Source organism: Streptacidiphilus sp. MAP12-33, assembly GCF_041261265.1.
Lineage (GTDB): Bacteria > Actinomycetota > Actinomycetes > Streptomycetales > Streptomycetaceae > Streptacidiphilus.
This window is the reverse complement of record NZ_JBGCCA010000003.1, coordinates 124,733-150,743: the sequence shown is the minus strand read 5'-3', so window position 1 is coordinate 150,743 and position 26,011 is coordinate 124,733. Positions and strand designations below refer to the sequence as shown.

Annotated in this window: 24 protein-coding genes and 2 pseudogenes; 9 read left to right on the top strand and 17 right to left on the bottom strand. The window is 71.1% G+C overall.

Annotation, left to right across the window (positions count from 1 at the left end; translation table 11 throughout):
* Positions 1-92 precede the first annotated feature (92 nt).
* From ABH931_RS05120 to ABH931_RS05095, 6 genes and pseudogenes are all read right to left on the bottom strand, one after another.
* Complete coding sequence (locus ABH931_RS05120; RefSeq protein ID WP_370110297.1) at positions 93-2,399, bottom strand: M9 family metallopeptidase; 2,307 nt, start codon at positions 2,397-2,399, stop codon at positions 93-95.
* A gap of 145 nt (positions 2,400-2,544) precedes the next feature.
* On the bottom strand, positions 2,545-3,486 hold the full coding sequence (locus ABH931_RS05115) for a LysR substrate-binding domain-containing protein (RefSeq protein WP_370110296.1): 942 nt from the start codon (positions 3,484-3,486) through the stop codon (positions 2,545-2,547).
* Between the two features lie 142 nt (positions 3,487-3,628).
* Complete coding sequence (locus ABH931_RS05110) at positions 3,629-4,474, bottom strand: SAM-dependent methyltransferase (RefSeq protein ID WP_370110295.1); 846 nt, start codon at positions 4,472-4,474, stop codon at positions 3,629-3,631.
* A pseudogene (locus tag ABH931_RS05105) lies at positions 4,444-4,623 on the bottom strand (hypothetical protein); the annotation flags it as partial. The gene ABH931_RS05110 and the pseudogene ABH931_RS05105, both read right to left, overlap by 31 nt.
* A 34-nt stretch (positions 4,624-4,657) precedes the next feature.
* Positions 4,658-5,110: a DUF3592 domain-containing protein gene (locus tag ABH931_RS05100; protein WP_370110294.1), complete on the bottom strand. Its 453-nt coding sequence runs from the start codon at positions 5,108-5,110 to the stop codon at positions 4,658-4,660.
* Positions 5,111-5,214: 104 nt separating this feature from the next.
* Entirely contained in the window at positions 5,215-7,263 is a 2,049-nt protein-coding gene (locus ABH931_RS05095) for an alpha/beta hydrolase (protein WP_370110293.1), read from the bottom strand.
* A gap of 256 nt (positions 7,264-7,519) precedes the next feature.
* On the opposite strand from ABH931_RS05095, the gene ABH931_RS05090 reads away from it, so the two are divergent.
* The gene (locus ABH931_RS05090) at positions 7,520-9,808 is read left to right on the top strand and encodes a glycoside hydrolase family 3 N-terminal domain-containing protein (protein WP_370110291.1); all 2,289 of its coding nucleotides are present in this window, start codon (positions 7,520-7,522) and stop codon (positions 9,806-9,808) included.
* A 70-nt stretch (positions 9,809-9,878) separates the two neighbouring features.
* Here the strand turns inward: ABH931_RS05090 and ABH931_RS05085 are convergent, their stop codons facing one another.
* On the bottom strand, positions 9,879-10,445 hold the full coding sequence (locus tag ABH931_RS05085) for a TetR/AcrR family transcriptional regulator (RefSeq protein ID WP_370110290.1): 567 nt from the start codon (positions 10,443-10,445) through the stop codon (positions 9,879-9,881).
* Positions 10,446-10,497: 52 nt separating this feature from the next.
* Between ABH931_RS05085 and ABH931_RS05080 the strand changes: the two genes are divergently transcribed.
* From ABH931_RS05080 to ABH931_RS05070, 3 genes are all read left to right on the top strand, one after another.
* Positions 10,498-10,776, top strand: a complete 279-nt coding sequence (locus ABH931_RS05080; protein WP_370110288.1) for a DUF6296 family protein — start codon at positions 10,498-10,500, stop codon at positions 10,774-10,776.
* 40 nt (positions 10,777-10,816) lie between these two features.
* A complete protein-coding gene (locus ABH931_RS05075) occupies positions 10,817-11,422 on the top strand; it encodes a DUF6000 family protein (RefSeq protein WP_370110287.1) in 606 nt (201 codons plus the stop codon).
* Between the two features lie 287 nt (positions 11,423-11,709).
* Positions 11,710-12,453: a methyltransferase domain-containing protein gene (locus tag ABH931_RS05070; RefSeq protein WP_370110285.1), complete on the top strand. Its 744-nt coding sequence runs from the start codon at positions 11,710-11,712 to the stop codon at positions 12,451-12,453.
* Here ABH931_RS05070 and ABH931_RS05065 read toward each other — a convergent pair.
* Positions 12,422-13,237 (bottom strand): alpha/beta fold hydrolase, encoded by an 816-nt coding sequence (locus ABH931_RS05065; protein WP_370110283.1) that lies wholly within the window; start codon positions 13,235-13,237, stop codon positions 12,422-12,424. The genes ABH931_RS05070 and ABH931_RS05065 overlap by 32 nt on opposite strands.
* Positions 13,234-13,887: a dihydrofolate reductase family protein gene (locus tag ABH931_RS05060; RefSeq protein WP_370110282.1), complete on the bottom strand. Its 654-nt coding sequence runs from the start codon at positions 13,885-13,887 to the stop codon at positions 13,234-13,236. The genes ABH931_RS05065 and ABH931_RS05060 overlap by 4 nt, the downstream gene beginning before the upstream one ends.
* Positions 13,888-14,040: 153 nt before the next feature.
* On the opposite strand from ABH931_RS05060, the gene ABH931_RS05055 reads away from it, so the two are divergent.
* Positions 14,041-14,439 carry a tautomerase family protein gene (locus ABH931_RS05055; protein ID WP_370110280.1) on the top strand — a complete coding sequence of 133 codons (399 nt, stop codon included), beginning with the start codon at positions 14,041-14,043 and terminating at the stop codon, positions 14,437-14,439.
* Here ABH931_RS05055 and ABH931_RS05050 read toward each other — a convergent pair.
* The 5 genes from ABH931_RS05050 to kdpF form a co-directional block, all read right to left on the bottom strand.
* A complete protein-coding gene (locus tag ABH931_RS05050) occupies positions 14,421-15,107 on the bottom strand; it encodes a response regulator (RefSeq protein WP_370110279.1) in 687 nt (228 codons plus the stop codon). The two genes, ABH931_RS05055 and ABH931_RS05050, sit on opposite strands and share 19 nt — an antisense overlap.
* A 91-nt stretch (positions 15,108-15,198) precedes the next feature.
* Complete coding sequence (kdpC, locus tag ABH931_RS05045; RefSeq protein WP_370110277.1) at positions 15,199-15,828, bottom strand: potassium-transporting ATPase subunit KdpC; 630 nt, start codon at positions 15,826-15,828, stop codon at positions 15,199-15,201.
* Between the two features lie 21 nt (positions 15,829-15,849).
* Positions 15,850-17,976: a potassium-transporting ATPase subunit KdpB gene (kdpB, locus tag ABH931_RS05040; RefSeq protein WP_370110275.1), complete on the bottom strand. Its 2,127-nt coding sequence runs from the start codon at positions 17,974-17,976 to the stop codon at positions 15,850-15,852.
* A complete protein-coding gene (gene kdpA, locus ABH931_RS05035) occupies positions 17,976-19,640 on the bottom strand; it encodes a potassium-transporting ATPase subunit KdpA (RefSeq protein ID WP_370110273.1) in 1,665 nt (554 codons plus the stop codon). Before kdpA ends, kdpB begins: the two co-directional genes overlap by 1 nt.
* Complete coding sequence (gene kdpF, locus ABH931_RS05030) at positions 19,640-19,729, bottom strand: K(+)-transporting ATPase subunit F (protein WP_042364094.1); 90 nt, start codon at positions 19,727-19,729, stop codon at positions 19,640-19,642. The genes kdpA and kdpF overlap by 1 nt, the downstream gene beginning before the upstream one ends.
* A gap of 407 nt (positions 19,730-20,136) precedes the next feature.
* Here kdpF and ABH931_RS05025 point away from each other — a divergent pair, with 407 nt between their 5' ends.
* From ABH931_RS05025 to ABH931_RS05015, 3 genes are read left to right on the top strand one after another with little or no spacing between them, the layout of a single operon-like run.
* The gene (locus tag ABH931_RS05025; protein WP_370110271.1) at positions 20,137-20,478 is read left to right on the top strand and encodes a hypothetical protein; all 342 of its coding nucleotides are present in this window, start codon (positions 20,137-20,139) and stop codon (positions 20,476-20,478) included.
* 59 nt (positions 20,479-20,537) lie between these two features.
* Entirely contained in the window at positions 20,538-20,789 is a 252-nt protein-coding gene (locus tag ABH931_RS05020) for a hypothetical protein (RefSeq protein WP_370110269.1), read from the top strand.
* Between the two features lie 33 nt (positions 20,790-20,822).
* Positions 20,823-21,329, top strand: coding sequence for a GNAT family N-acetyltransferase (locus tag ABH931_RS05015; protein WP_370110267.1), 507 nt, complete (start codon positions 20,823-20,825; stop codon positions 21,327-21,329).
* Here ABH931_RS05015 and ABH931_RS05010 read toward each other — a convergent pair.
* The 3 genes and pseudogenes from ABH931_RS05010 to ABH931_RS05000 form a co-directional block, all read right to left on the bottom strand.
* A pseudogene (locus tag ABH931_RS05010) lies at positions 21,326-21,606 on the bottom strand (EamA family transporter); the annotation flags it as partial. The gene ABH931_RS05015 and the pseudogene ABH931_RS05010 overlap by 4 nt on opposite strands.
* Before the next feature lie 147 nt (positions 21,607-21,753).
* Complete coding sequence (locus ABH931_RS05005) at positions 21,754-22,284, bottom strand: GNAT family N-acetyltransferase (protein WP_370110266.1); 531 nt, start codon at positions 22,282-22,284, stop codon at positions 21,754-21,756.
* A gap of 22 nt (positions 22,285-22,306) precedes the next feature.
* Positions 22,307-23,011, bottom strand: coding sequence for a Clp protease N-terminal domain-containing protein (locus ABH931_RS05000; protein ID WP_370110265.1), 705 nt, complete (start codon positions 23,009-23,011; stop codon positions 22,307-22,309).
* 211 nt (positions 23,012-23,222) lie between these two features.
* On the opposite strand from ABH931_RS05000, the gene ABH931_RS04995 reads away from it, so the two are divergent.
* The gene (locus ABH931_RS04995) at positions 23,223-25,982 is read left to right on the top strand and encodes a PKD domain-containing protein (RefSeq protein ID WP_370110262.1); all 2,760 of its coding nucleotides are present in this window, start codon (positions 23,223-23,225) and stop codon (positions 25,980-25,982) included.
* Positions 25,983-26,011: the final 29 nt, after the last annotated feature.

Genomic DNA, 26,011 nt, shown 5'->3' with positions numbered 1-26,011 from the left:
ACTTCCCTGACTGCGATCCTGCGGCACCACCTGTTCTACCTCAGGCGGCCCCGCCGATCCGCGCACCGCGCGGATCGGCGGGGCCGTGCGGGTCAGTACTGCGTCGTCACGGTGACGCCGCTGAAGTCGGTGTTCGCGTAGAGGCTGACGTACCGGTAGCCGGCCGTCGTGTTGGTGACGGTCAGGTTCTGCGCGGTGCCGGCGTTCGTGGACGAGGCCGTGTAGGCGCTGGGTGTGGCCCAGCCGTTCGGGTTGTAGTAGAGCGAGGCGCTGCCGGTGCCGCCGGTCGAGGAGACCGTCAGCGTCGTGGTGCCCGCGGGCAGCCAGAGGTAGAAGTAGTCGAGGTTGCCGGCCGTCTCGGCCTGGCCGGTGCGCGAGCAGTTCTGGCCCAGGACCCGGGTGTCGGCGCCGGGGCAGGCAGGCAGGGTGACCGGCTGGGCGCAGGCGCCCGCGGCACAGGCCGTCAGCCAGGAGTCGAAGTCGGCGTCGTAGCGGGTGCCCACGCCGTTGTAGACCGCGTAGCCGCCCGCGTAGTCACCGGTGCGGAAGTGGCCGAGCATGCTGTAGACGTCCTGGGGGTGCTTCTCCAGCATGTAGCGGACGGCAAGGTAGCCCCACGGGTAGGTGCGGGTGGTGTCGCTGTTGGCGTAGGTGCTCTGGAAGAGCGTGCTCAGCGCGTAGGTGTGCTTGGCCGCCTCGGACACCGCCTCGTCGTCGGTGATGCCGCGGTAGGTGTAGGAGTCGTACTCCGCGACACCCTCGATCCACCAGATGTCGGGGACGGTGGTCTGCTGGGTGAAGTCGCCCTTCATGTCGTAGCGGGCGTCCAGCACGTGGGTGTACTCGTGGTTGAGGTTCCAGATGCCGGCCACGAAGCCGTCGTCGGGGCTCTTGATGTACATGATCGACATCGGCTGGTTGTTCGGGTCGGTCGGGTCACCGGTGAGCGTGATGCCGCCGTTGTTCGTGTCGACGCCGTAGATCGCGCCCGCGTAGGTCGCGTAGTCGTCGCGGCTGGCGAAGACCACCAGCTTGACCGAGTTCTCGTACTGGCCGGGTATCGGGCCGTTGTCCTTGACCACGTTGTGGAAGAAGGCGTCCTCGTTCAGCACGCTGGTGCACGCCGCGGCCAGTTGGGCGTCGGTCAGCGACTGGGCCACGATGGTGTGGGTGGCGTCGCAGGCGTGGGTGATCGGCAGGGCGGCGGCGGTGAGCTGGGCCACCAGGTTGCAGGTGCCGTAGTAGCCGCAGTTCGCCGCGTCGTTGGCGTTCTCCTGCGAGGCCACGGCCACCCACAGCGGCGCGGTCGGGCCGGTGATCGCCGACGCGGCCAGCAGGCCCTTGACCTCCGGACGCACCTGCGCCTGAAGGGCCGTCAGGCCGACGAAGTGAGCCAGGTCGGTGCCGGAGTTGGCCTCCAGGTAGGAATCGTCGCCGCCGAGCAGGCCGGTGTGGCTGAGCGCGAAGGAGTCGAGGGTGGTGAGGACGCTCGGGTCGGCGGTCACCGCGCTGACGAAGTTCGTGTCCCAGAAGCCGCGCCACAGCGGGGTCATGACGTCGTTGACGGCCGGGGTCATGGTGTTGGTGGCGTCGTAGCTCGTCGCGTCGAAGGCGCCGAGGATCTTCTTGTAGGTGTTCAGGTAGTGCGCCTGGTCGTTGGCGCTGTCGGTGAGGATCACCACGTCGCCCAGGACGTCGCCGTTGCCGGCGCTGACGTCGGCGGAGTGCGGGTCGGCGAAGAAGGCGTCCATGCCGCTCTGCACGGCGGCGGTCAGCGAGGCGTCGTAGTTGCCGACCGCGGCCGCGTTGTTGAACTGCACGTAGTAGCCCGCCCGCAGGAAGAGCACGAGCTGCCACACGCCGGTCGAGTCGTCACCGGGGTAGGCGGCGGACGCGCCCGTGAACGCGTTGGCGACGCTGAGCATCTGCGGCTCGGCGAACACGCTGCCCGCGTCGGTGCCGGTGACGGTGAACAGGCTGTTGACGCAGTCGGTGGAGCTGGCCTCGACGAAGGCGACCAGGGCCGCTCCGCTGCGGCTGCCGAAGTCGGCCGGGGTACACGAGGCCGTCGCCGTCGCTCTCGACGAACGTCCCGTCAGCTGCCGGTGCACGCCGGCGTGGGAGGCGGTCAGCGGCTTGGGCGGGGACTGCGGACGCAGCTGGGCCACGCTGCCGCGCCCCTGCCGGCTCGCGGGCGTGTCGGAGCCGCCGGTGTTGCGGCCGAGCGGCCCGGGCCCGGCACGGTGCGACGTGGTGGTCGCCACGCCGCCGTGGGCCGGGTGCGGCGCCGCCTGGGTGGCGCCGGCCGCCGCGGCGGCCGGGGCGAGGAAGCCCGCCATGGCGACAGCGGCGGCCAGGCCGCTCGCCAGGACTGCGGGCAGGGTGGAGCGGTAGCGCATCCCTACTCCATTCATCGACGGATGGTCAGATGCGCCTCGGGGACCGAGCTGAGGCGTGACAGGGACACTTCCAGCCCCACTCCGGCCGGACAATACCGTGTGACATATCACTTTGCCTTGTGTGCCATAACACGCCCCCTGACGTTCACGTCGCCGACGCCCACGCCTGGAAATGCGGAGCCCGGGACAGAAGTTCGTGGTGGGTGGCCGTCGCCGCGCCGAACAGGGTCTCCGCGAGCTGCTCGCCCACCCGGTCCGGACACCACGCCAGCACGTAGCGGCACCACAGTGGCGTCCCGGCCAGCGGCTTGACCAGGACGTCCGCGATCGGCCGGAGCGTCGCCTGGACCAGGGAGACGCCGAGCCCGTCGGCGATCATCGACTGGAGCTGGTGCCGGTCACCGATGAACTCGTGCACTGCGTGCGGCTGGAACCCGGCCGCCGCACAGGCGTCGTGGAACACCCCGGGCCAGCCCGCGCCGTCGTCCGGCGTCACGAACCAGGCGTCCTCGGCGAGGTCCGCGAGCTCCACCTCCGACTGGTAGCGCAGCCGGTGCCGGGCCGGCAGCGCGACGAAGACCGGCTCGGTGACGATGCCGCGGTGCGTGACCGCGTCCGAGTGACACAGCGGCAGGCCCGGGTAGTCGGCCGCGATGGCCGCGTCGACCTCGCCGCGCTCCAGCAGGTCCACGATGGCGGAGGAGGCGTACACGCTGCTCACCGAGAGGGCGACGTCGGGCATCCGGCCCCGGGCCCTGGCCACCATGCCGGGCAGGATCGAGGAGTTGGTCGCGGCCAGGCGCAGGGTGCGCCGCGCCTCCCCGGGCGGGCCCTGCGGCCGGCTCCCGATGGCCGCGACCCGCGCCAGCACCTCCCGGGCCTGGACCAGGACCTCCGCGCCGTACTGGGTGGGCGCAACCCCGGAGGCCCGGCGCTCGAACAGCGCCTCGCCGAGGAAGCGTTCGATCCGCCGCAGCTGGGTGCTCATCGCGGGCTGCGACTGCCCGAGCGCGGCCGCCGCCCGGCCCACGCTGCCCGCGTCGGCTATCGCGCACAGCACCCGCAAGTGCCGCAGCTCCAGTTCCATCGCCGTTCCCTTCCCGTGCCTCCGGCAGAACCCTCCGCAGAGGAGACCGTAGAAAGGGCGACAGGTCACGGAAACCCGTCCACCGGCGGGCATCGGCCACCGTCCGGCGGGCCGGCGGGCTGACGGGCTGACGGGCCGGCGGCTACGGCTTGCGGGCCAGGCCCGCGTAGGCCATCACCTCGTGGTCGGGCAGCGTGGGGCCGTCCGCCGGGTCCGGGTGCCAGTGGGTGATCAGGGCGACGCCGGGCTGCTCCAGCTCCAGGCCCGCGAAGAACGCCTCCACCCGGGCGCGGGTGCGCAGGTGGTTCTCGATGCCCGCCTCCCGGTAGCGACGCGAGGCGATGGCCGCGCGCTCCGGCGCGGTGTCCGCCGTGCCGGCCGTCAGGGCGAGGAAGCTGCCCGGCGGCAGCGCCGCGACCAGCTCCCGGACCAGCGGCAGCGCGGCCTCGTCGGAGAGGAAGTGGACCAGGTTGATCAGCGTCAGCGCCACCGGCTGCGCCAGGTCCAGGGTCTCGCACAGGGCCGCGTCCGCGAGGATCTTGCCCGGCTCGCGCAGGTCGCCGTCGATGTAGGCGGTGCGGCCCTCGGGAGCGCCGGTGAGCAGCGCGCGGGCGTGGGTCAGCACGATCGGGTCGTTGTCGACGTAGACGATCCGGCAGGCCGGGTCGACGGCCTGCGCCACCTCGTGCAGGTTGGGCGCCGTCGGGATCCCGGTGCCGATGTCGAGGAACTGCCGCATCCCGTGCACGGAGGCGAGCCGACGGACCATCCGGTGCATGACGGCGCGCGCGGCCTGCGCGGAGTCGCGCGAGGCGGGCCAGTCGGCGATGATCTTCTCGCCCGCGACGCGGTCGGCGGGGAAGTTGGTCTTGCCGCCCAGCATGTAGTCGTACACGCGGGCGGAGTGCGCGATGTCGGTCCGCAGGTCCACCCGCGCGACCTCCGCGTCCTGCGCCTTCATCCAGTCCTCGGCCTCGGGACGCTCCACCGCTCCACCTCCGTACTCGATCCTCGGCTGTCGGCCCTCGGCAGCCGTCGGATGCCACCCAACCACACCTGACCGTGACGCGTCAGCCCCCAAAACGGCGATGACGGCCGGTCAGTGGGTCGGTCAGTGGGTCGGTCAGTGGGTCGGTCAGTGGGTCGGTCAGTGGGTCGGTCAGTGGGTCGGTCAGTGGTGCACCAGCAGGTGCAGTCCGACGAGCAGGCCGACCACCCCGGCCAGGGCGGAGAACGTGCAGAAGACCAGGACCAGCACGACGTCGAAGGTGCCCTTGCCCTCCTCGGCGACGACCGCCCACTGGGGCCGGTCCGGCAGGTAGCGCAGCGCTATGGGTTCGCCCAGCACGCGCGGGCGGCCGGTGCCGTCCTCGACACGGAACTCGCGTCCGTCGTGGGCGTAGAACCAGACCACGGTGCGGGTGACCGCCTCCCGGCCCTGGTCTCCGGGTTCGTGGTCGACCTCCAGAACGCGGCCCTCGGCCGCGAACCCGGCCGCCAGCGCCCGCACCCGCCAGACCCACCGCTTGACCAGGCGCACGGCCACGACCGCCGAGGCCACCGTCACGCCCATGCCGAGCGCGCCGACGACCACACCGGGCTCGTGCGTCATCCAGCCGGCCATGCCACCCCCCTGTGTCCCACCCCTCCTTTGCTGCCCGTGTGACGCCTGTTCACGCCCCGCGGTTCCGCGGATCCCGACGGCTCATGGCGTGACGGCGTTCGGCGTCACGGCTGCGCCATCGTGCCCTGGAGGGACGCGCCGGTCACGGTGCCAGTGAGGGTGACCGTGGGTGTCGGCGCGGCGGTGTTCCAGGTGGCGGTCACCGTGACGTCCGGTCCCGCGTCGCGGTGGACCGTGAGCCGCGCGGTGACGCTGCCGTCGGCCTGGTCCCACCGTGCCGTTCCGTCGGTGCTCGCGTCGGCGACCCACCGCGTACCCGAGAAGGCGAAGCTGACGGTGTCCGTGCCCGAGGCGGACCAACTCCCGCCGCGCAGACCGGAGTCGTGCCCGGCAGCGAGGTAGCCGTAGCGGGTGAGGGCGTCGTCGACGGTGGCGACGCCCGTCGCGGCCGCCCGCAGCGCGGCAGCATCCGCCTGGTTGCCCGCCCCGGCCGTGGCCGCGGTGACCCCGTCCAGCGTCGCGGGGTAGTCGGCGAGGGTGTCGATCGGGGTGGTGCGCGCGGTGCAGGAGGTGTCCAGAGAGCCGAGCGCGGCCGGATCGGCGGTGAACTGCCGGTACAGGCTCTGCCCGCATGCCTCCTGGCCGGGCCGGGCGGGGTCCGCCATGGCCGTGATGTGGGTCAGGTTCGGCACCGTGACGAACCGGGCCGAGGGCCCCAGCTGCCCGGCCACCCGCGCGCCTCCGGCGGCCGGTGTCAGCGAGTCCAGGTCGCCGCCGAGCACGAGCACCGGCACCGTCGCGGGCACCAGCGGCGGCGTCGCCGTGATCGGCGGGTCGCTGTGGACCGGCGCGGGCCAGTCGAGACAGCCGGTGAAGGTGTTGGTGTAGGCGTTCACGCCGGTCCACTCGGCGGCGGTGAACGGCGCGAAGGCGCCTGCCGGTTGGGCCGCGACAGCCTGCTGGAGCTGTCGCGCCCGCTGGGCGGTGGTCGCGCCCATGGAGAACAGCTGCGGGTAGTCGGTGCAGGCGACGGCGAAGTACAGACCGTCGGAGTAGGTGGGCGGGGCCGGCGTGGTGTTGTCGTAGGCGAGCGACTGCGCGGCCAGACGCAGCAACGGCGCCGTGTCGCCGCGGTCGAGCGCGGCGTCGGCGGCCGCGGGCAGGGCCTGGTAGACGGCCGGGTCGAAGCCGGCGTCGGCAACAAGGTCCAGCAGCGTGGCGGTGGTGACCGTCTCGGTGACGGCGTGTCCCTTCAGGTTCGTGGTGGTGCCGGTGACGGGCGCCGTGCGCAGCTGCGCGGCGAGCTGGGAGATCGCCGTCCAGGGGTCGCGCGGGGCGCCCGCCGCGCAGGCGGCGGAGCGTTGGCAGGCGAGACCGAACGCGGCGCGGGCGGTGGTGAGGCTGGACGCGTACCAGGGGTCGAGGCCGAGCACCTCGAAGGAGGCGTCCAGCGTGACGGAGTTCAGCGTCCCCGGGTAGCGGGAGGCGTAGGTCTGGGCGAACCAGGTGCCGTAGGAGTCGCCGTACAGGTCGACCTTCGGTAGCGCGAGGCGTTGCAGCACGTCGGCCAGGTCGCGGGCGGCGTTGGCGGTGCCGAAGAGGTACGCGGCGTGGATCCAGCTGCCGTCGGCGTGCTTCCAGGTGTGGTCGAGCTGGTCGCCGCAGGCGGCGACGGCCCGGCGGAAGGCGTCGGTGTCGGTCGAGCCCTGGCTGTGCTGCAGCGCCGCGCAGCTGACGGGCTGCGAACGGCCAGTGCCGCGCAGGTCGAAGACGAGCAGGTTCCGGGCGGCGCGGAGCGGGCCGAGCAGGGCGAGGTAGGCGGCGCGGGAGGCGGTGGAGCCATAGCCGGGGCCGCCGTCGACGGCGACCACAGTGCCCTGGGCGGCGGCGCTCGCCGGGTACCACTCGAAGCCCACGTCGAGGGTGGGGCTTGCCGGATCGGTGCGGTCGAGCGGCTCCGCGACCGTGCCGCACCAGCCCCTCGGCGCGGTCTCGCACGCCGCCAGGGTGACCGAACCGACCTGTAGCGTCGCCGCCGAGGCGCGGGCGGGAACAGGGCCGGGTGCGGACGCGGGCGCGGCAGGCAGGACGAGCGCCGCCGCGATCAGGGCCGTGACCGCGCCGGCCGTGACCGTCACTGTGACGGGCCGCATGACCGCCTCCCGGGGATCGAACCGTGTGCGGACTTTTCCCTGGGTGGGGTTTCCCCGGCCCGGCGGCCCCGGAACCCGGCGCCCTTGGTTCAAGAACTAACGGCTGAAACCGGGCAACCGTCGAGAACACGCCAAGTAGAGCGCTCTCTGTTCAAGAGATTGACGCGGCCACGCCACGGCGGTTGACTCGCCTTCCAGTTCGTGTCGTGACGCCCGTCCATCCCTTCACGTCCCATCACACGGATTGGAAGAGCCTGTGCGCCCAGCACGTCGTCACCTCGCAACGATCACCGGACTCGCCCTGCTCGGCGGGGTCCTCACCGGCGTCGCCGCCGCGCCCGCCCCCGCCGCCGACCGCACGCCCCGCTACCTCGACGCCCACGCCCCGATCCCGGACCGCGTCGCCGACCTGCTGCACCGGATGACGCTGCGCGAGAAGATCGGCCAGATGGACCAGGAGGCCCTGGTCACCGTCCAGGGCACCTGCAACTGGAGCGGCGGCGCCCTCAACGACGCCTGCCTGCACAGTGTCCTGGTCGACAACGCGGCCGGCTCGATCCTCTCCGGCGGCGGCATGCCACCCGCCGTCAACACGGCCAAAGACTGGGCCGACCTGACCAACGCCCTCCAGCGCTACGCGATCACGAACTCACGCCTGCACATCCCGATCCTCTACGGCATCGACGCCGTGCACGGGCACAACAACGTGCTGGGCGCGACCATGTTCCCGCAGCAGATCGGCATGGGAGCCACCTGGGACCCGGCGCTGGAGACCGGCGTCGAGCAGTCCACGCAGCGCGCCGTGGCCGCCACCGGCATCAACTGGGCCTTCGGGCCGGTCACCGAGATCGCCAGGGACCAGCGCTGGGGCCGGTACTACGAGACCTTCTCCGAGGACCCACTGCTGACCGGCACCATGGCCGCCTCCGCCGTCACCGGTTTGCAGGACGCCTCCAGCGGCACCCGCATCGCCGCCACGGTCAAGCACTTCGCCGGGTACTCGCAGCCGCTGAACGGCCACGACCGGGTGCCCGCCGACTTCTCCGCGCGCTACCTGCAGGACACGATCCTGCCGGCCTACAAGCAGGCGATCGGCGCGGGCGCGCTGAGCGTGATGGCCGACTCCGGCGCGGTCGACGGCGTTCCGGTGACCGCCTCGCACTACCTGCTCACCACCGTGCTGCGCGACCAGTTCCACTTCGACGGCGTCGTGGTGAGCGACTGGAGCGACGTCCGCAACCTGCAGACGGCTTACCACATCGCCGCCGACTACCCAGAGGCGATCGCCAAGGCGGTCAACGCCGGGGTGGACATGGCGATGGAGCCCACCAACGCCACGGACTTCACCGACTCGACGCTCGCCGCCGTCCAGCGCGGTCTGCTCTCCGAGCAGCGGATCGACCAAGCCGTCTCCCGGATCCTCACCATGAAGTTCCGCCTGGGCCTGTTCGAGCACCCGTACGTCGACGCCTCGAAGGCGGACGGGGTCGTCGACGGCGCGGACCTGCCGCTGGCCCGGCAGGCCGCCACCGAGTCCTCGGTGCTGCTGCGCAACCAGGGCGGAGTGCTGCCGTTCGGCTCCTCGGTGAAGAAGATCGTGGTCACCGGGCCGAACGCGGACGACATCGACAACCAGATGGGTGGGTGGACCATCGGCTGGCAGGGCGTCCCCAGCGGCACGGACGTCGGCGGCACGACGGTGCTGGCGGGTCTGCGCGAGGGCGCTCCGGCCGGGACCTCGATCGACTACCAGGCCGACGCGAACGCGGCGGTCAGCGACCTCAAGGGCGCGGACGCGGCGGTGGTCGTGGTCGGCAACACGCCGGGCGCGGAGGGGCCGAACGACCAGCCGGACCCGTCGCTCGCGGCAGACCAGCAGGCCGAGGTCGCGGCCCTGCAGGCGACCGGCAAGCCGGTCGTGGTGGTCGTCGTCGCGGACCGGCCGCTGGTGCTGGGCAGTGCGGCGCAGACCGCGGGTCTGCTGATGGCCTGGCTGCCGGGGACGGAGGGCGGACACGCCGTCGCCGACATCCTCTACGGCAAGGCGAACCCGAGCGGCCGCCTCCCTGTCTCCTGGCCCAAGGCGATCGGCAACGAGCCCGAGTTCTACACCCAGCTCCCCGGCACCAACGGGGGCACGGACTCCGGCTACAGCCCTCTGTTCGCCTTCGGCGCGGGCCTCTCCTACACCTCCTGGCAGATCGGCTCGCCGACGCCGGACCGCACCAGCACCGGCGCACACGGAGCGATCTCCGTGAGCGTGCCGGTCGCGAACACCGGCTCGGTGGCCGGGGACGAGGTCGTGCCGCTGTACGTGTCGCAGCCGGTCAGCCAGGTGCTGACACCGGCCAAGTGGCTGGTCGGCTTCACCCGCGTCCATCTGGACGCGGGCGCGCGGACGACGGTCACGATCCAGGTGCCGCTGTCACTGCTCGCCCACACCGAGGGCGACGTGAACGGTGACGGCGGGCAGGTGGTCGAGCCCGGCTCGTACACGCTGCTGGCGGGAGACGCGACGAGCGGGACATCGTTCACCGTGAACTGACCGCCCACGGTCGCCCCCGCGCGACGGATGCCGGCGGGCCCTGACCGGGCTCGCCGGCCTCGGCCGCGTGTCAGCCCGCGCGGGTCACGGCTCGCAGCTCGTCGAGGCCTGCGCGCATCAGCAGACCGAGGTCGCGCTCCTCGTCGTCGGCGATCCACTGCTGGAAGGCAACGTGGAAGACGGTGATGCCGGACTGTGCCGCGAGGCTCGCGGCCGGTTCGGCGACGCCGCGCTCCCGGAGGGTGTCGGCGAGGGCCGCGGCGAGCGTGGCGAGTTTGATCAACTCGCGTTCGCGCAGTTCGGGGTTGGCGGCGATCACGGTCGCGCGGCGTGGGGCGTGGGCGTGCCGTTCCCGGAACACCTCTCCCACCGCGTCCAGCCCCGCCCCGACGGCCTCCAGCGGCGTGGCCCCGGCGGGTGCGGCGGTGGCCGCGTCGACCATGCGCTGCCGGAGCAGTTCGGAGCCGCCGAAAAGCACCTCGCGCTTGTCGGCGAAGTGCCGGAAGAAGGTCCGCTCGGTCAGCCCGGCCCGCGCGGCGATCTCGGCGACGGTGGTCCGCTCGAAGCCGTGCTCGACGTAGAGCTCCAGTGCCGCCTGCTCCAGCCTGCCGCGCCCGTTCGGCTCCCATCGACCCATGCGTCCGATCATAGGAGAGGCCACCGTCGTTCTCGTGCCGCAGACTGGAACCATGCCCGGTGAGGAGGCGATCATGACCGGCACCGACGACACCACCTACGACCTGGTCTTCTCCCTTCCCGACGGCGGCGAGGACACCGTGGTCGTCCGCCCGGTCGGCACCACCGGCCCGGGCGGGCACCCCGTCTACACCGACGACAGCGGCATCGTCCGCGCCGAGATCAGCGACCGCGGCGAGGCCCGCATGCTCGCCACGGGCGGCCACCAGGCTCCCGGCCGTCCCCTCGTCTGCCGCCGGCACACCCCTCCGGACCGGGAAGCAGCCGGGTAACCACGTGCGTGGTGGGCGGGCCATGGCCCAGGATGTGGCCATGCGACAGCCTCGCCCCGCCGTCCCGGCCACCCCCGACATCATCGAGCGCTATGTGACGACGGGCGCCTCGGAGGGCGTCGGCCGGTACCTGCGGCTCCTGCACGGCAACTTCGCCGGGGAGGACAGGAGCGAACGCACGCCGTTTCTCCAGGCGCTGCGCGCCGACGCACGGGACATCTCCGATGACCACCTCGAACGACTGCTGAACACCGGGTGGCGGCCGGCCCTGACGGCGTCGTGGCTGATCGGCGTCGACCGCCGCGCGTACTTCCGTGACGTCCTCGGCGACCTGCTCATACGGAGCGAGACCTGTTTCGCCGGCCAAGGCTACTGCTTCGCCCTCGCCCGCTTCGGCACCGACGAGGACGCCGCGTACCTCACCGCCTACCTGGACCACTGGCTGCGACAGCCCGACTGCCAGTACGACCAGCACTGGGCGATCAGCGCGCTGCTCCACATCGACGGCCGCACGGGCGGCGACCACGCCGCCCGGTTCCTCGCCCCGGGCGGGCTCTGGCACGAGTGGAACCAGGCGCGGTACCCGTCGCCACCGACGAGCCGGTTCATGGACGAGCTGTACGCCTACGCCGGCAAGGGCCTGTGAGGCGGGCGTCAAGGGTCGGCCTGCCCGCGTACCAGGGGCGTCAGGACGGCGGGACGTGGACCGTGAGGAGGGGCTCGGCGCAGCACTACGTGCTGGGCCCACGCGGGCACACCTGACGGCCGAACGAGTCGAGCGCCGGGTCCGCCGGGGCCGGGGCCGGGACCAGGGCCGTCTGACGTTGCGCCACCGCCCGCTCGGTCGCGCCGATGTGGACGCCTCGGCAGGCCGCCGCGCGGACCTGACACGATGTGGGCCCGCAGCGCCCCGAGGAAGATCGGACCGAGTCCATGGCATCAGGCACGTACGACGTCGAAGCCGCGGCGCGGTACCGCGCCGCGCGGGAGATCCCGCTCGAGGGGCTGACGGCCTGGCGGGAGGCCGTCGCGGAGGAGGCCGGACTGCGGGCCGGTCAGACCGTGCTCGATGTCGGCGCCGGGACGGGCGCCTTCGCGGCCGCGTTCCACGCGTGGTTCGGTGCGCGGGTGCTCGCCGTCGAGCCGGCGGCGGCGATGCGCGGGCTGATCCCCGCTGTTCCGGGTCAGGTGGAGGCGCTGGAGGGCCGGGCCGAAGCACTGCCCGTGGCCGACGCGAGCGCGGACGCCGCCTGGCTGGGCTCGGTGATCCACCACATCGGCGATCTGGAGGCCGCCGCGCGGGAGCTGCGCCGGGCGCTGAGGCCGGGCGCGCCCGTCCTGATCCGGAACACGTTTCCCGGGCGCTGCGCGGACGACCTGAGGGTCCGTTTCTTTCCGGAGACCGCGCACGGCATCGACGGCTACCCGAGCGTCGAGGCCGTGACGACGGCGTTCGCCGCGGCCGGCTTCCGCCGGACAGCCCTGCGGTCGCTGCCGCAGCAGTCGGCCCCCACGCTGGCCGAGTTCGCCGCCCGGATCGACCGCGAGGCGGACTCCAAGCTGCGGGCCCTGTCCGACGACGCCTACGCCCGCGGCCTCGCCCGCCTGCGCGCCGCCGCGGCCGAAGGGCCGGCGCAGCCGGCGGTCAGCTGGATGGACCTGCTGGTGCTGCGCTGAAGAAGGTGACGAGCAGTGGGGCCAGAGCCTGCGGGCGCTGGAGGATGCCGTGGTCCTCGCCGGGCAGGACGTGGAGTTCCGCACCCGGGACCGTCGAGGCGACCGCGCGGGTGGCGGCGGAGAGCCACGGGGAGGTGCCGTCGCCGAAGGCGGCGAGCGTCGGCACGCGGACGCCGGCGATGCGCTCCGGCGGCAGGACCCGCCACGGCTCACTGAGTAGCAGGTCGTAGGGCAGGCTCGGGGCCTTGTCGACGAGGAACGGCCAGCCGTCGCCCTTGCGCAGGCCGGCCACCGCCTCCTCGGGGAGGCCGATGACCTCCCCGAGGAAGAGCTCCGTCGCCGCCTCGCGCTCACCGGCCACGACCAGGGCGCGGAGCCGGTCGTAGACGTCCGCCGCGGGGCGGGGCAGCGCCGGGTCCGCGCAGAAGGACGGCTCGTAGACGGCGAGCCGGTCGACGGGCAGGCCGGCGGCCGCGGCGTCGAGCGCGAGCGTAGCGCCGGAGGAGTGCCCGAAGACGGCGGCCCGGCCGCCCACGTGGGCGAGCACCGCCGCCAGATCGTCCAGTTCGGCCGCGATCCGGTAGTCCTCGGCGCGGTCGCCGCTGGAGCCGCGCCGACGGCGGTCGTAGCTGACCACGGTGAAGTGCGGGGCGAGCTCCGCGCCGAGCGCGGCGACGGTGGAGCGGTCGTTGAACGCGCCGCCGATCAGCACCACGGGAGCGCCGTGGCCGAAGGTGTCGACGGCCAGGGCGGTGCCGTCACGCGAGGTGACGTGCGCGGTCATGACTGCTTCGGACGGGTGAACGTCAGATGGGTGACCCCGCTGGGCGTCGTCACCGACTCGACGTCGAACCGTTCGTCGAGACCCTCCAACCCCTCCCAGAGACTGACGCCCCGGCCCAGCACGATGGGGACGACGACCACGTGGAGGTGGTCGACGAGATCCTCCACGAGGAACTCCCGCACCGTCGTCGGCCCGCCGCCGATGCGGACGTCCAGCCCGCCGGCCGCCTCCCGCGCCAGCTCCAGGGCCTCCCTCGGGGAGGCGTCGACGAAGTGGAAGGTGGTGCCGCCCTCCATCGTCACCGAGGGCCGCAGATGGTGCGTCAGCACGAAGACGGGCGTGTGGAACGGGGGGTTCTCGCCCCACCAGCCCCGCCACTCCTCGTCCTCCCACGGCCCCTGCTGCGGGCCGAACTTGCCCCGCCCCATGATCTCCGCGCCGATCCCCTCGCCCCACCGCCCGGCGAAGGCCTCGTCGACCCCGGCGCTGCCGTCCGGTGCGCCCTGCATGGCGCGGAACGTGCTGGTGCCGAAGAACCACTGGTGCAGCCTCGACCCGGCGTGCCCGAACGGCGCGTCGAAGGTCAGCCCCTCGCCGGTGGCGTACCCGTCGAGCGAGACGCTGAAGTTGTGAACCCGGACCTTGGACACGGCACGTCCTCCCTAGCCTTGGCGTGGAACGAGCCTAGACCGCGGGTCCGACAAACGGCCGTCCCGACCCGCCTGACACACCGAAGGGTGTTCGACGAACATCAAACAGTGTTATGTTCGCAATTCATCGAACACTCTGTTTCGGAGGCGACCGTGCCGCTCGTCCGTATCGACGCCCGCTCCGACAAGTCCCCCGAGACGCTCCGGGCCATCTCCGGCGGCGTCCACCGTGCGCTGGTGGACGCCATCGGCATCCCGGAGGACGACCGCTTCCAGATCCTCACCACCCACCCGGCCCACGAACTCGTCTTCGACGGGCACTACCTCGGCGTGGAGCGCCGCGACGTGGTCTTCGTCCAGATCACACTCGTCCGGGGACGGGACGACGCGAAGAAGCAGGACCTCTACCGCCGCGTCGTCGCGAATCTCGAGTCCGACGCGGGCATCCGTCCGCAGGACGTGGTGGTGACGCTCACCGAGAACGAGCGCGTCGACTGGTCCGTCGGCGACGGCGTGGCCCAGCTGGTGACGGATCAGGGTTCGAAGCGGTAGCCCATCCCCGGCTCCGTCAGCAGGTGCCGCGGGTGCGCCGTGTCCCGTTCCAGCTTCCGGCGCAGGCCCGCGAAGTAGACGCGAAGGTAGTTGGTCTTCCGTTCGTTCCCCGGCCCCCAGACCTGCTGCAGGATCTGTCGGCCCGTCACCAGCCGGCCAGGATTGGCCAGCAGGACGGACAGGATGCGCCACTCGGTCGGGGTGAGCCGCACGGCCGGGCCCCCGCCCGAGGCGCGGCGGACGACCGCGCCGGCGACGTCCACGGTGAAGTCGCCGATGACGGCGGTCGGCCCGGGCTGCTCCGCCCGGGTGGGGCGGCGCAGGGCCGCACGCAGCCGGGCCAGCAGCTCGTTCATGGCGAACGGCTTGGTGACGTAGTCGTCCGCGCCGGCGTCGAGCGCCTCGACCTTCTCGGCGAGCTCCGCGCGCCCGGACAGGACGATGACCGGGACCTGGCTCCAGGCGCGGAGCGCGTGGAGCACCTGGAGGCCGTCGATCTGCGGCAGGCCGAGGTCCAGGATGATCGCGTCCGGAGGGTTCTGCGTCGCCTCCAGCAGCGCGCGTCTGCCGTCCGCGGCCGTCGCCACGGCGTAGTGGCGGGCCTGGAGGTTGATCTGCAGGGCCTTCAGCATCTGCGGTTCGTCGTCGACGATCAGGATTCGGGTCACGGGAGCGCCGTTTCGTTGCTGGAGTCTCTGGAGTCCGAGGTCCGGCCGCGCGGAGCGGGGAGGCGCCGCGCGGCCGGACGGAACCGGGAGTTCAGCTGAGCTTGGTCAGGGCGATGTTGAGCTCCAGGACGTTCACGCGGGGCTCGCCGAGGAAGCCGAGGGTGCGGTCCTGGGTGTACTGCTTGACGAGCGCCTGGACCTTGTCGACGGACAGGCCGCGGGCCTGGGCGACGCGCTTGACCTGGATGGCGGCGTAGGCCGGGCTGATGTCCGGGTCCAGGCCGGAGCCGGACGAGGTGATCGCGTCGGCCGGCACCTGGCTCTCCGGGACGTTGTTGAACTTGGCGATGTCGGACTTCAGCTGGGTGTAGTTGCTCACCAGCACCTGGGAGTTGGTGCCCAGGTTGGTGCCCGCCGAAGCCGTGGGGTCGTAGCCGAGGCTGCCGGCCGCCGAGGGGCGGGACTGGAAGAACTTCGGGTCGGGCGTCTGGGACTTGCCGTCCTTCGACACGATGGTGAAGTTCTGCCCGATCAGCGAGGAGCCGACGACGTTGCCGTGGGCGTCCTTGACCAGCGAGCCGTTGGCCTGCTGGGAGAAGGCCACCTGCGAGATGCCGGTGATCGCGAAGGGGTAGGCGATCCCGCAGATGATCGTGAAGAGCAGCAGGAGGCGCAGACCGGTGAGGTGGTTCCGAACCGGGGTCGGAAGGGGCTTAGCCATTGTGTGTCACACCACTTCTGGTCAGTGCAGGCCGGGGATGAACTGGACGATCAGGTCGATCGCCTTGATGCCGACGAACGGCAGGATCAGTCCGCCGATGCCGTAGAGGCCGAGGTTGCGGCGCAGCAGCGACTGCGCGGAGGAGGGCTTGTAGCGGACGCCGCGCAGGGCGAGCGGGATCAGGCCGATGATGATCAGGGCGTTGAAGATGATCGCCGAGGTGATCGCGGACTTCGGCGAGTGCAGCCCCATGATGTTGAGGTGCCCGAGGCCCGGGTACACGCTCGCGAACATCGCGGGGATGATCGCGAAGTACTTGGCCACGTCGTTGGCGATCGAGAAGGTCGTCAGCGCGCCTCGGGTGATGAGGAGTTGCTTGCCGATCTCGACGATCTCGATGAGCTTGGTGGGGTTGGAGTCCAGGTCCACCATGTTCCCGGCCTCCTTGGCGGCCGAGGTGCCGGTGTTCATGGCCACACCGACGTCCGCCTGCGCGAGCGCGGGGGCGTCGTTGGTGCCGTCGCCGGTCATGGCGACCAGGCGGCCGCCCTCCTGCTCCTTCTTGATCAGCGCCATCTTGTCCTCGGGAGTGGCCTCCGCGAGGTAGTCGTCGACGCCGGCCTCCTCGGCGATCGCGGCGGCCGTGAGCGGGTTGTCACCCGTGATCATGACCGTCTTGATGCCCATGGCGCGCATCTCCGCGAAGCGCTCCTTGATGCCCGGCTTGACCACGTCCTTCAGGTAGATGACACCCAGGACGCGGGCGGGCGCGGAGCCCTTCTTCTCCGCGACGACGAGCGGGGTGCCGCCGAGGTTGGAGATCCGCTCGACCGCGACATCCAGCTCGTTGTCGGTCGAGCCGCCGTTCTCCTTGACCCAGTTGGCCACGGCCGCGGCCGCGCCCTTGCGGGTCTGGTCGCCGTCGACGTCGACGCCGGACATGCGGGTCTGGGCGGTGAACTCGATCCAGGTGGCGTGCGCGAGCTCGCCCTGGGCCCGCTCGCGCAGGCCGTACTTGTCCTTGGCCAGCACCACGATGGAGCGGCCCTCGGGGGTCTCGTCCGCGAGGGAGGAGAGCTGGGCGGCGTTGGCCAGGTCGGCCTCGCCGACGCCGCTGACCGGGACGAACTCGGCGGCCTGGCGGTTGCCGAAGGTGATGGTGCCGGTCTTGTCGAGCAGCAGGGTGGAGACGTCGCCCGCGGCCTCGACGGCGCGGCCGGACATCGCCAGCACGTTGCGCTGGACCAGGCGGTCCATCCCGGCGATACCGATCGCCGAGAGCAGGGCGCCGATGGTGGTCGGGATCAGCGCCACCAGAAGCGAGACCAGCACGATGATCGTCTGCTCGGCGCCCGCGTACTTCGCCATCGGCTGGAGCGTGACGACCGCGAGCAGGAACACGATCGTGAGCGAGGCGAGCAGGATGTTGAGCGCGATCTCGTTCGGCGTCTTCTGCCGGGCCGCGCCCTCGACGAGCGCGATCATGCGGTCGATGAAGGTCTTGCCCGGCTCGGACGTGATCTTCACGACGACACGGTCCGAGAGGACCTTCGTGCCACCGGTCACCGCGCTGCGGTCACCGCCGGACTCGCGGATCACCGGCGCGGACTCACCCGTGATCGCCGACTCGTCGACCGAGGCCACGCCCTCGACGACGTCACCGTCGCCCGGGATGACCTGCCCGGCCTCGACGACCACGAAGTCGCCAAGCCGCAACTGCGTCGCGGAGACCTCCTCCTCACGCACGCCGGTCGCGCCGGGCGTCCAGTCGCCGACGACGCGGCGCGCGGTGGTGTCGGTACGGGTCTTGCGCAGCGTGTCGGCCTGCGCCTTGCCGCGGCCCTCCGCGACGGCCTCGGCGAGGTTGGCGAAGACGACGGTGAGCCAGAGCCAGACGGTGATCACCCAGGCGAACACCGACGGCTTCTCGATCGCCGAGATCGTGGTCAGCACCGAGCCGACCTCGACCACGAACATGACCGGGTTCTTGAACATCACCCGCGGGTCGAGCTTCTTGCACGCGTCCGGGAAGGACTTGAGCAGCTGCTTCGGGTCGAGCAGGCCGCCACCGATACGACGCTCCTCCGGGAGCTCGATCTGCGGGGTCTCCGGCGTGTTCGCCGGAGCGTTGAGCGTGGGAGTGGACATCAGTGGAGGCCCTCCGCGAGCGGACCCAGCGCGAGCGCCGGGAAGTAGGTGAGCCCGACGACGATCAGGACGACGCCGGAGAGCATGCCGACGAAGAGCGGGCTGTGGGTCTTGAGGGTGCCGGTGGACTCCGGCGTGTGCTGCTGCTTGGCCAGCGAACCGGCCAGCGCGAGCACGAACACCATCGGCAGGAACCGGCCGAAGGCCATGGCGAGGCCGAGGGCCTCCTGCCAGTGGTTGCTGGTCACCGTGATGCCCGCGAACGCCGAACCGTTGTTGTTGGCCGCCGAGGTGAACGCGTAGAGCACCTCGGAGAAGCCGTGCGGGCCGGTGTTCAGCATGCCGCCGCCGTGACCGGCGCTCAGCGACATCGCCAGGCCCGTGCCGCACAGCACGATCGCCGGGGTGGTCAGGATGTACAGGGAGGCGAACTTCATCTCCCGCGCACCGAGCTTCTTGCCCAGGTACTCCGGCGTGCGGCCGACCATCAGACCCGCGACGAACACGGTGACGATCGCCAGCACCAGGATGCCGTACAGGCCCGAACCGGTACCGCCGGGGGCGATCTCACCGAACATCATGTTCAGGATCGTCACGCCACCGCCGAGCGGGGTGTAGGAGTCGTGCATCGAGTTGACCGCACCGGTGGACGTCAGCGTCGTCGAGGCGGCGAACAGGGAGGAGGCGGGGATGCCGAAGCGGACCTCCTTGCCCTCCATCGCCGCGCCCGCGATCTTCGCCGCCACACCCGAGTGCTGGTGCTCGAAGAAGGTGATCAGCGCCGCGGAGGCCGTCCAGTACAGGCCCATGACCGAGACGATCGCGTAGCCCTGCTTCTGCGACTTGACCATGGTGCCGAACGTGCGGCACAGCGCGAACGAGATCACCAGCAGCAGGTAGATCTCCAGCAGGTTGGTGAAGGCGTTCGGGTTCTCGAACGGGTGGGCCGAGTTGGCGTTGTAGAAGCCACCGCCGTTGGTGCCCAGCTCCTTGATGACCTCCTGCGAGGCCACCGGACCGCCCGGGATCGACTGCGTCGCACCCGAGAGGGTGTTGATGACGTGCGCGGCGTGCATGTTCTCGACCACGCCGCCCGCGACCAGCACGATCGCGAAGACGACCGAGATCGGCAGCAGCACGCGCAGCACCAGACGGGTCAGGTCGACCCAGAAGTTGCCGAGCGTGTCGGACTTGTGCCGGATGAACCCGCGGATCAGCGCGGTCACCACCGCGATGCCGACGGCCGCGGACAGGAAGTTCTGCACCGCCAGGCCCGCCATCTGCACCAGGTGGCCCATCGTCGCCTCACCCGAGTACGACTGCCAGTTGGTGTTGGTGACGAACGAGACCGCGGTGTTCCACGCCATCGCCGGCGAGACCGCCGGGAAGCCCAGCGACAGCCACAGGTGCTCCTGAAGCCGCTGGAAGCCGTAGAGGAAGACCACGGATATGAACGAGAAGGCCAGCACCGAGCGCAGGTATGCGGACCAGGTCTGCTCCGCGTCGCCGTCGACGCCGATCAGCCGGTAGATACCGCGCTCGACACGCGAGTGCTTGCGCGTCGAGAGCACGTAGGCCATGTAGTCGCCCAGCGGGCGGTAGGACAGGGCCAGCAGGGCCACGAGGGCAAACGCCTGCAAGAAGCCCGCGAGTGTTGCGTTCACTAGAACTTCTCCGGACGGATCAGAGCCGCGACGAGGTAGGCGACCAGGGCGACGGACACGATCAGCCCGACGATGTTGTCAGCGCTCACAGCCGCTCCACCCCCTTGACGATCAGAGCGAGGACGACGAACACCACGACCGTCACCCCCACGAAAAACAGGTCCTGCATGGGAACCGCACCCCAGTCGAACGAGAGTTCTGATCCGCCGGACGAATCCGGTGGGCGCCGCCAGGTGGCGGCCTGTGACAGGAAACCCCACGTGAGCGGGGTGTAAGTGCTTCCTTGACGGCCTCCTTGCGGGCCGATCCGGAACCTTTGCGCCGTCTTAGCGCCAACCCCTCCGGGAGGGACAAAAGGGACGGTCGTGGCGGGGTGCGCCGTGGAATCAGAGGCGCGTCAAGGTCGGTGCCCTTCGCATCAAGGGGGCGTCAACGCCTCTTTCGCGCGCGGCGCGGGTGGCGCTGCACTGGAGGGGAGACCGAGAGAAGGTACGCGATGACCGAGAGGTTCGAGACGCCCCGGGTGATCGTCGGTGTGCGCGACGAGGTCGGCGACATGGCGCTGCTGCGCCGGGCCGCCGCGGAGGCGCGGCGGCGACACGCCGTGCTGGTGCCGGTTCTGCGGTGGTCGCCGGACGCCGACGAGGTCATCGACGAGCTGGTGACCGACACCTTCGGCCCCGAGGAGACCGTCCGGGTACGGCCCCTCGTCGTCCGGGCGGCGAACCTCGACGCGGCCGTGGCGGGTGTCGCCACGCGGCCGACGGACGTGGTCCTCACCAGCGCCCCGGCCCACCACTCCCGGTGGCACCATCACCGCACGGCCCTGGCGGGCTGAGGCGGCACCCACCGACTCCCCCATCCCCCATCCCCTCTGCCGAACGGAAACCCCTCTCCATGGGTCTGCTCGAACTCGCCGCTCTGCCGGTGCTCGTCGCTCTGACACTGCTCGCCGTCGGCGCGCTCGTGGCCGTCGTCCCGGCCCGCGCGCTGCGCGCCCTCGGCGACGGCTTCGGCTTCGACGGCGCGGCCGCCGCGAGCAGGGCCTCCGGCCGGGTCCCGGCACGGGTGGCCGGTGTGCTGCTCGCCGGATACGGCCTCTTCCTGATGGCCAACACGGTCGGCCTGTTCCGCGCGTTCAAATTCTGAGCGCGCGCACCGACACGCGCGTAGGGTCGCACGGTGCCCGAACTGACGCCGTTGCACCCCGACCACGCCCGTGCGGTCCTCGCCTTCGAACGCGAGAACCGCGCGTGGTTCGCCCGCTCCGTCTCCGATCGCGGCGACGCGTTCTTCGACCGGTTCGACGAGCAGTTCCGCGCCTCGCTGGCCGAACAGGACTCGGGCGCATGCGCGTTCTACGTGCTCGCCGAGGCGGACGGCGACGACGTCCTGGGGCGTTTCAACCTCTACGGCCTCCACGACGGCACCGCCGACCTCGGCTACCGCATGGCCGAGCACGCCTGCGGCCGGGGCCTGGCCACCGCGGCCGTCGGCGAGCTCTGCCGTCTGGCGGCCACCCGCCACGGCCTGCGCACCCTGCGCGCGGCCACCTCCCTCACCAACCTCGCCTCCCAACGCGTGCTGGCCAAGTGCGACTTCACCCCCACCGGCCCCGCCGACCCGTCGGCCCTCGGCGGCAAGCCGGGTACCTGGTTCCGCCGGGACGTGACCCGGCAGCCCGGCTAAGGGGTCGTGCTCGGTCGCGACTCGGAGAGCGCGAGGCCCGTGATGGCCACGAGCATCAGCGCCGTGCCGACGACCGTGGCCCCGGTGAGACGCTCGCCGAGGAACAGCACGGCGAGCGCGGCCGCACTGACCGGCTCGATGAGCATCACCACCGACGCGGTGGCGGCCCGAACCGCGCCCGCTCCGGAGAAGTAGAGCGGGTAGGCGAGCGCCTCGTGACGACGACAACGTAGAGCATCAGCAACACGACGCGGCCCAGGTGAGCGGTGTGCGGCAGGTGGTCGTGCGCGCTCAGCGAGTCGGACAGGGCCTTCTCTCGCGTCCGGTGCTCATGGTGACGCGCGACGGAGCGAACACCCCGCGGGGTTCCCTTCCCCTTGAGGAGTACCGCCACGGCCAGTTCCACGCCTGACCTGCCGCACCGTCAGAGATCGCCCGGGAGGAGGGAGTACATGTACATGTCCCGGCGCTCCGTGCCGACCTGTTGCCAGCTGCGGAGGAGTCCCTCGCGGGTGAAGCCGGCGCGTTCGGCGGTGTGCCAGGACGGCGCGTTCCAGGGTTCGACGTAGAGTTCGAGGCGCGGGATGCGCAGGTCGGTGAGGGCCCAGCGGGCGACCGCCGACAGGGCCGCTCCGGCGGCGCGTTGGCCTCGGGCGGACTTGACCAGCCAGTAGCCGAGCGAGGCCCGCCCGTCGGCGACGCTCCGCAGCCAGAGGCCGATGTTGCCGATCGGCGTGCCGTTCCTCGAGACGACGACGAACGGGTAGCCGGTCCCGGTGACGGCGCGGTCCCACTGGCGCTCGACGAAGGCCACGCCCTCCGCCTCGGAGTACTGGGCCGGCACCGTGGTGATCAAGGGGATGTGCTCGTCCTGGGAGGCCTCGCGCACCAGCGGGAGGTCGGCAAGGGTCCAGGGCCGCAGGGTGATCCCCTCGGGTGCGGTGAGATCAGGCACGATCAGCGACGGCATGCTGCCGTCACCGCGATTCGGGCGCGGCGGAGCGGCGGGCGATCTCGGTGGTGACCGACTCGCGCAGGTCGTCCGGGGTGAAGCCGAGGTCGCGCAGGATCGACGCGGCCGGGCTCGGGTCGACGTGGAGGAGGGCCAGCAGCATGTGTTCCGTGCCGACCCAGTCGTGGCCGAGGTCGGCCGCCGCGGCGCGGGCCTGGTCGATGGCCTGCTTGCTCTCCGGGCGGAACGCGATGTGGCCGCGCAGCGCCTTCTCCCCGGCGGGCGGCAGCGCCGCCTCCACCGCGTCCCGGACGCGCTGCTCACTGCCCGCCCGCGCCACCAGCAGCTCGTAGGCCAGGCCACGCGGCTCGCCGAGCAGGCCGAGCAGCAGGTGCTCGGTCCCGATGGAGTCGTGCCGGTGCGACCGCGCGGCCTCCTGGGCGAGCACGATGCCGTGCCGGTTCAGGTCGGTGAAGCGCTCGAATGCGGCAGGGGTGTGCCGCTGTTGGGCGGCCTGCTTGGACACGCCGATGGCGTCGCCGATCTCGCTCCAGGAGGCGCCGGCCCGGCGGGCCTTGCCGACGTAGTGGTCGACGAGCTGGTCGCCGAGGTCGGCGAGGGTCTGGGCGCGAAGCCGGGCGGCGCTGATGCGGGCGAGTTCGTCGGCGGCGGGGAGTTCCTCGTCGAGGCGGGCGATCAGGTCGGCCAGGCTGATGTCGAGTGGGCTCATGCGTCAAGACTAAGTTGACGACCCTGAATCGTCAACCTGTTCTTGACGCGATTCCCCCGAGTCCGAGGGGAACACCGAACGAACGTTGTGTGCACGGATGCAAAGGATCAAACCCGCCCACTTGTCGTGACCTTGACCTGTCGTCACAATCCCGTAGTGGCTGCACGCATCGCGCGTAGACAATCCCCACCCCCACTACGGGAGAGTGTCGATGAACAGATCCAGAAGATTATGGGTGACCGGCCTGGCCTCGATCGCCGTACTGGTCGGAGGACTGGAAACCGCAGCTCACGGCATCGGTGTCAGTGACTCCGCCCACCCCGCGACGGGTGTCGGCTCGTGCAAGCTGAGGGGCTACAACCCCACGACGAGCCCGACGAACGCCAAGAACCTGCCCGTCGGCCAACGGCCGATGACCTACAAGCCGGACGACTTCGACTGCACCGGTGCGAAGTTCGCTGCTCCCGGCGTCGAGTTCGCGAAGTTCCCGCAGCCCAGGAACTTCAAGATCACCAACAAGAGCGTCGTGAAGACCGTCGCCGGCCACCAGGCGGTCGTCGGGGAGCCGACCGCCGCGGTGAACCCGACCGCGCCGTACTTCCCGCCGTTCCAGCACTTCGTGATCATCTACCGCGAGAACCACACCTTCGACGACTACCTCGGTGACTGCGCCACCACGATCGCCGCCGGCTGCAACGGCGTGGTGGAGAGCACCAACCACATCAGCTCCGTGCCGGACCTGCACACGCTGGCCAAGACCTACTCGCTGTCCGACTCGTACAGCACCGGCGTCCAGCCGCCCTCCGGCCCCAACCACTGGTTCCTGTTCTCGGGGCAGTCCTCGTCCAGCAGCCAGCAGCAGTCCTACCCCTCGAACGGGACCGAGTTCGACCGCTTCCTCCAGAGCGACTCCGGTCCCACGGACGAGGGCACCAACGCCTGTACGCCGCCGTCGGGCAGCAGCAGCGGCACCAGCCCGTACACGTTCATCATGAACGGCGACATCTACTGGATGCTCAACAGCGGTAGCGGGTACTGGAAGAACCCGGGCGACGGCAAGGTCGAGGTCCTGCCGCCCAACCGTCCGGGCACGACCATCCCCGAGGAACTGCACACCAACGAGTACACCTGCTCCAACCAGAGCATCCCCGACAGCACGGTCTCCAGCGACTACCTCAACTTCGTCAGCCAGTACGGGATGCCGGCGTACAACTACGTCGAGCTGTTCAACGACCACCCGGGCACCTACCAGGACATCCCCGGGAACGACACGGCGACGAACAACATCGTCAGCTCGATCATGAGCAACCCGACGTACAAGAGCAACACGCTGATCATCGTCACCGAGGACGACACCCAGAACGGCAGCAACGGCTCGGACCACGTCAGCAACACCTACCGCGTGCCGCTGCTGGTCATCGGGAACCCGGCGTACGTCAAGCAGCACTACGTCTCGCACGTCGCCTACACCACCGCCAACGTGCTGGCGGCGATGGAGCGCACGATGGAGAACGTGCACTCCGGGGTCATCAGCCCGACCAACAGCCTGGGTGCGTCCACGTTCCCGATGACGACCGCGGACCAGGCCGCGCTCGGCGACCCGCTGGAGGACTTCTGGGTCCAGGGCTCGACCCCCCTGTCCGCGAGCGCCACCGGGTCCCCGACCACCGGCAATGCGCCGCTGACGGAGAACTTCACCGGCTCGGCCACCGGCGGCACGGCCCCGTACACCTACAGCTGGAACTTCGGTGACGGCTCCGCCACCAGCTCGACCCAGAACCCGAGCCACACCTACGCCGGCGCGGGCACCTACACCGCGACGCTGACGGTCACCGACAGCGCCTCCCCGGCCAATACCGCGACGTCGCAGGTGACGACGACGGTCAACGCCGTCGGCAACCCGTTGGCGGCCACCGCCTCGGCGACGCCGACCTCCGGGCAGGTGCCTCTGAGCGTCGCCTTCACCGGTACCGGCACCGGCGGTACCCCCGGGTACAGCTACAGCTGGAACTTCGGTGACGGCTCCGCCACCAGCACCGCCCAGAACCCCAGCCACACCTACAGCACCCCGGGCACCTACACCGCGACGCTGACCGTGACCGACAGCGCCTCGCCCGCCAACTCCGCGTCCTCGACGGTGAGCATCACCGCCGATCCGATCGCGGCGACGACCCCCGGCCCGCCCACCGGGCTGACGGGTACCGCCGGAACCGGGCAGGTCTCGCTGAGCTGGACCCCGCCGGCCAGCAGCGGCGGTGAGACGATCACCTCGTACAAGGTCTACCGCGGCACCTCCAGCGGCAACGAGGCGCTGCTGACCAGCGGCGGTTGCAGCGGGCTCGGCGCGGTGACCTCGTGCGTCGACACCGGACTGACGGCTGGTCAGACGTACTACTACAAGGTCAGCGCGGTGAACGCGATCGGTGAGGGCGGCCAGAGCAACGAGGCGTCCGCCACGCCCACCGGCAGCAGCTGCACGGCCGGGCAACTGCTGGGCAACCCGGGCTTCGAGAACGGTGCCTCCAACACCGCTCCGTGGACCGTGACCTCGACGCACAGCCCGGTCGAGGTGATCAACAGCAGCAGCACCGAACCGCCGCACAGCGGCACCTACGACGCCTGGCTCGACGGTTGGGGCAAGACCACGACCGACACGCTGTCCCAGACCGTCACCCTGCCCAGCAACTGCAGCACCTACAACCTGAGCTTCTGGCTGCACATCAACACGGCCGAGACCTCGACGACCACGGCCTACGACACCCTGAAGGTGCAGGTGCTGAACAGCTCCGGCACCGTCCTGGGCACCCTGGCCACCTACTCCAACCTCAACCACAACACCGGCTACGCGCAGCACACCTTCAGCCTCGGCGCGTACGCCGGGCAGCAAGTGACGCTGAAGTTCACCGGCGCCGAGGACTCCCTCTACCAGACGTCGTTCGTCCTCGACGACACCGCGATCAACGTGAGTTGACGCACGACACACCCCGCCGCACGCCCCCG

Excerpts from the sequence above, each read along its gene's own strand:
- ABH931_RS05070 (WP_370110285.1), top strand. The coding sequence starts at position 11,710 with ATGGCATCAGGCACGTACGACGTCGAAGCCGCGGCGCGGTACCGCGCC.
- ABH931_RS05100 (WP_370110294.1), bottom strand. The coding sequence starts at position 5,110 with ATGGCCGGCTGGATGACGCACGAGCCCGGTGTGGTCGTCGGCGCGCTC.
- ABH931_RS05085 (WP_370110290.1), bottom strand. The coding sequence starts at position 10,445 with ATGGGTCGATGGGAGCCGAACGGGCGCGGCAGGCTGGAGCAGGCGGCA.
- ABH931_RS05065 (WP_370110283.1), bottom strand. The coding sequence starts at position 13,237 with ATGACCGCGCACGTCACCTCGCGTGACGGCACCGCCCTGGCCGTCGAC.
- ABH931_RS04995 (WP_370110262.1), top strand. The coding sequence starts at position 23,223 with ATGAACAGATCCAGAAGATTATGGGTGACCGGCCTGGCCTCGATCGCC.
- ABH931_RS05075 (WP_370110287.1), top strand. The coding sequence starts at position 10,817 with ATGCGACAGCCTCGCCCCGCCGTCCCGGCCACCCCCGACATCATCGAG.
- ABH931_RS05095 (WP_370110293.1), bottom strand. The coding sequence starts at position 7,263 with ATGCGGCCCGTCACAGTGACGGTCACGGCCGGCGCGGTCACGGCCCTG.
- ABH931_RS05025 (WP_370110271.1), top strand. The coding sequence starts at position 20,137 with ATGACCGAGAGGTTCGAGACGCCCCGGGTGATCGTCGGTGTGCGCGAC.
- ABH931_RS05020 (WP_370110269.1), top strand. The coding sequence starts at position 20,538 with ATGGGTCTGCTCGAACTCGCCGCTCTGCCGGTGCTCGTCGCTCTGACA.
- kdpC (WP_370110277.1), bottom strand. The coding sequence starts at position 15,828 with ATGGCTAAGCCCCTTCCGACCCCGGTTCGGAACCACCTCACCGGTCTG.
- ABH931_RS05080 (WP_370110288.1), top strand. The coding sequence starts at position 10,498 with ATGCCCGGTGAGGAGGCGATCATGACCGGCACCGACGACACCACCTAC.
- kdpB (WP_370110275.1), bottom strand. The coding sequence starts at position 17,976 with ATGTCCACTCCCACGCTCAACGCTCCGGCGAACACGCCGGAGACCCCG.
- ABH931_RS05120 (WP_370110297.1), bottom strand. The coding sequence starts at position 2,399 with ATGCGCTACCGCTCCACCCTGCCCGCAGTCCTGGCGAGCGGCCTGGCC.
- ABH931_RS05115 (WP_370110296.1), bottom strand. The coding sequence starts at position 3,486 with ATGGAACTGGAGCTGCGGCACTTGCGGGTGCTGTGCGCGATAGCCGAC.
- ABH931_RS05000 (WP_370110265.1), bottom strand. The coding sequence starts at position 23,011 with ATGAGCCCACTCGACATCAGCCTGGCCGACCTGATCGCCCGCCTCGAC.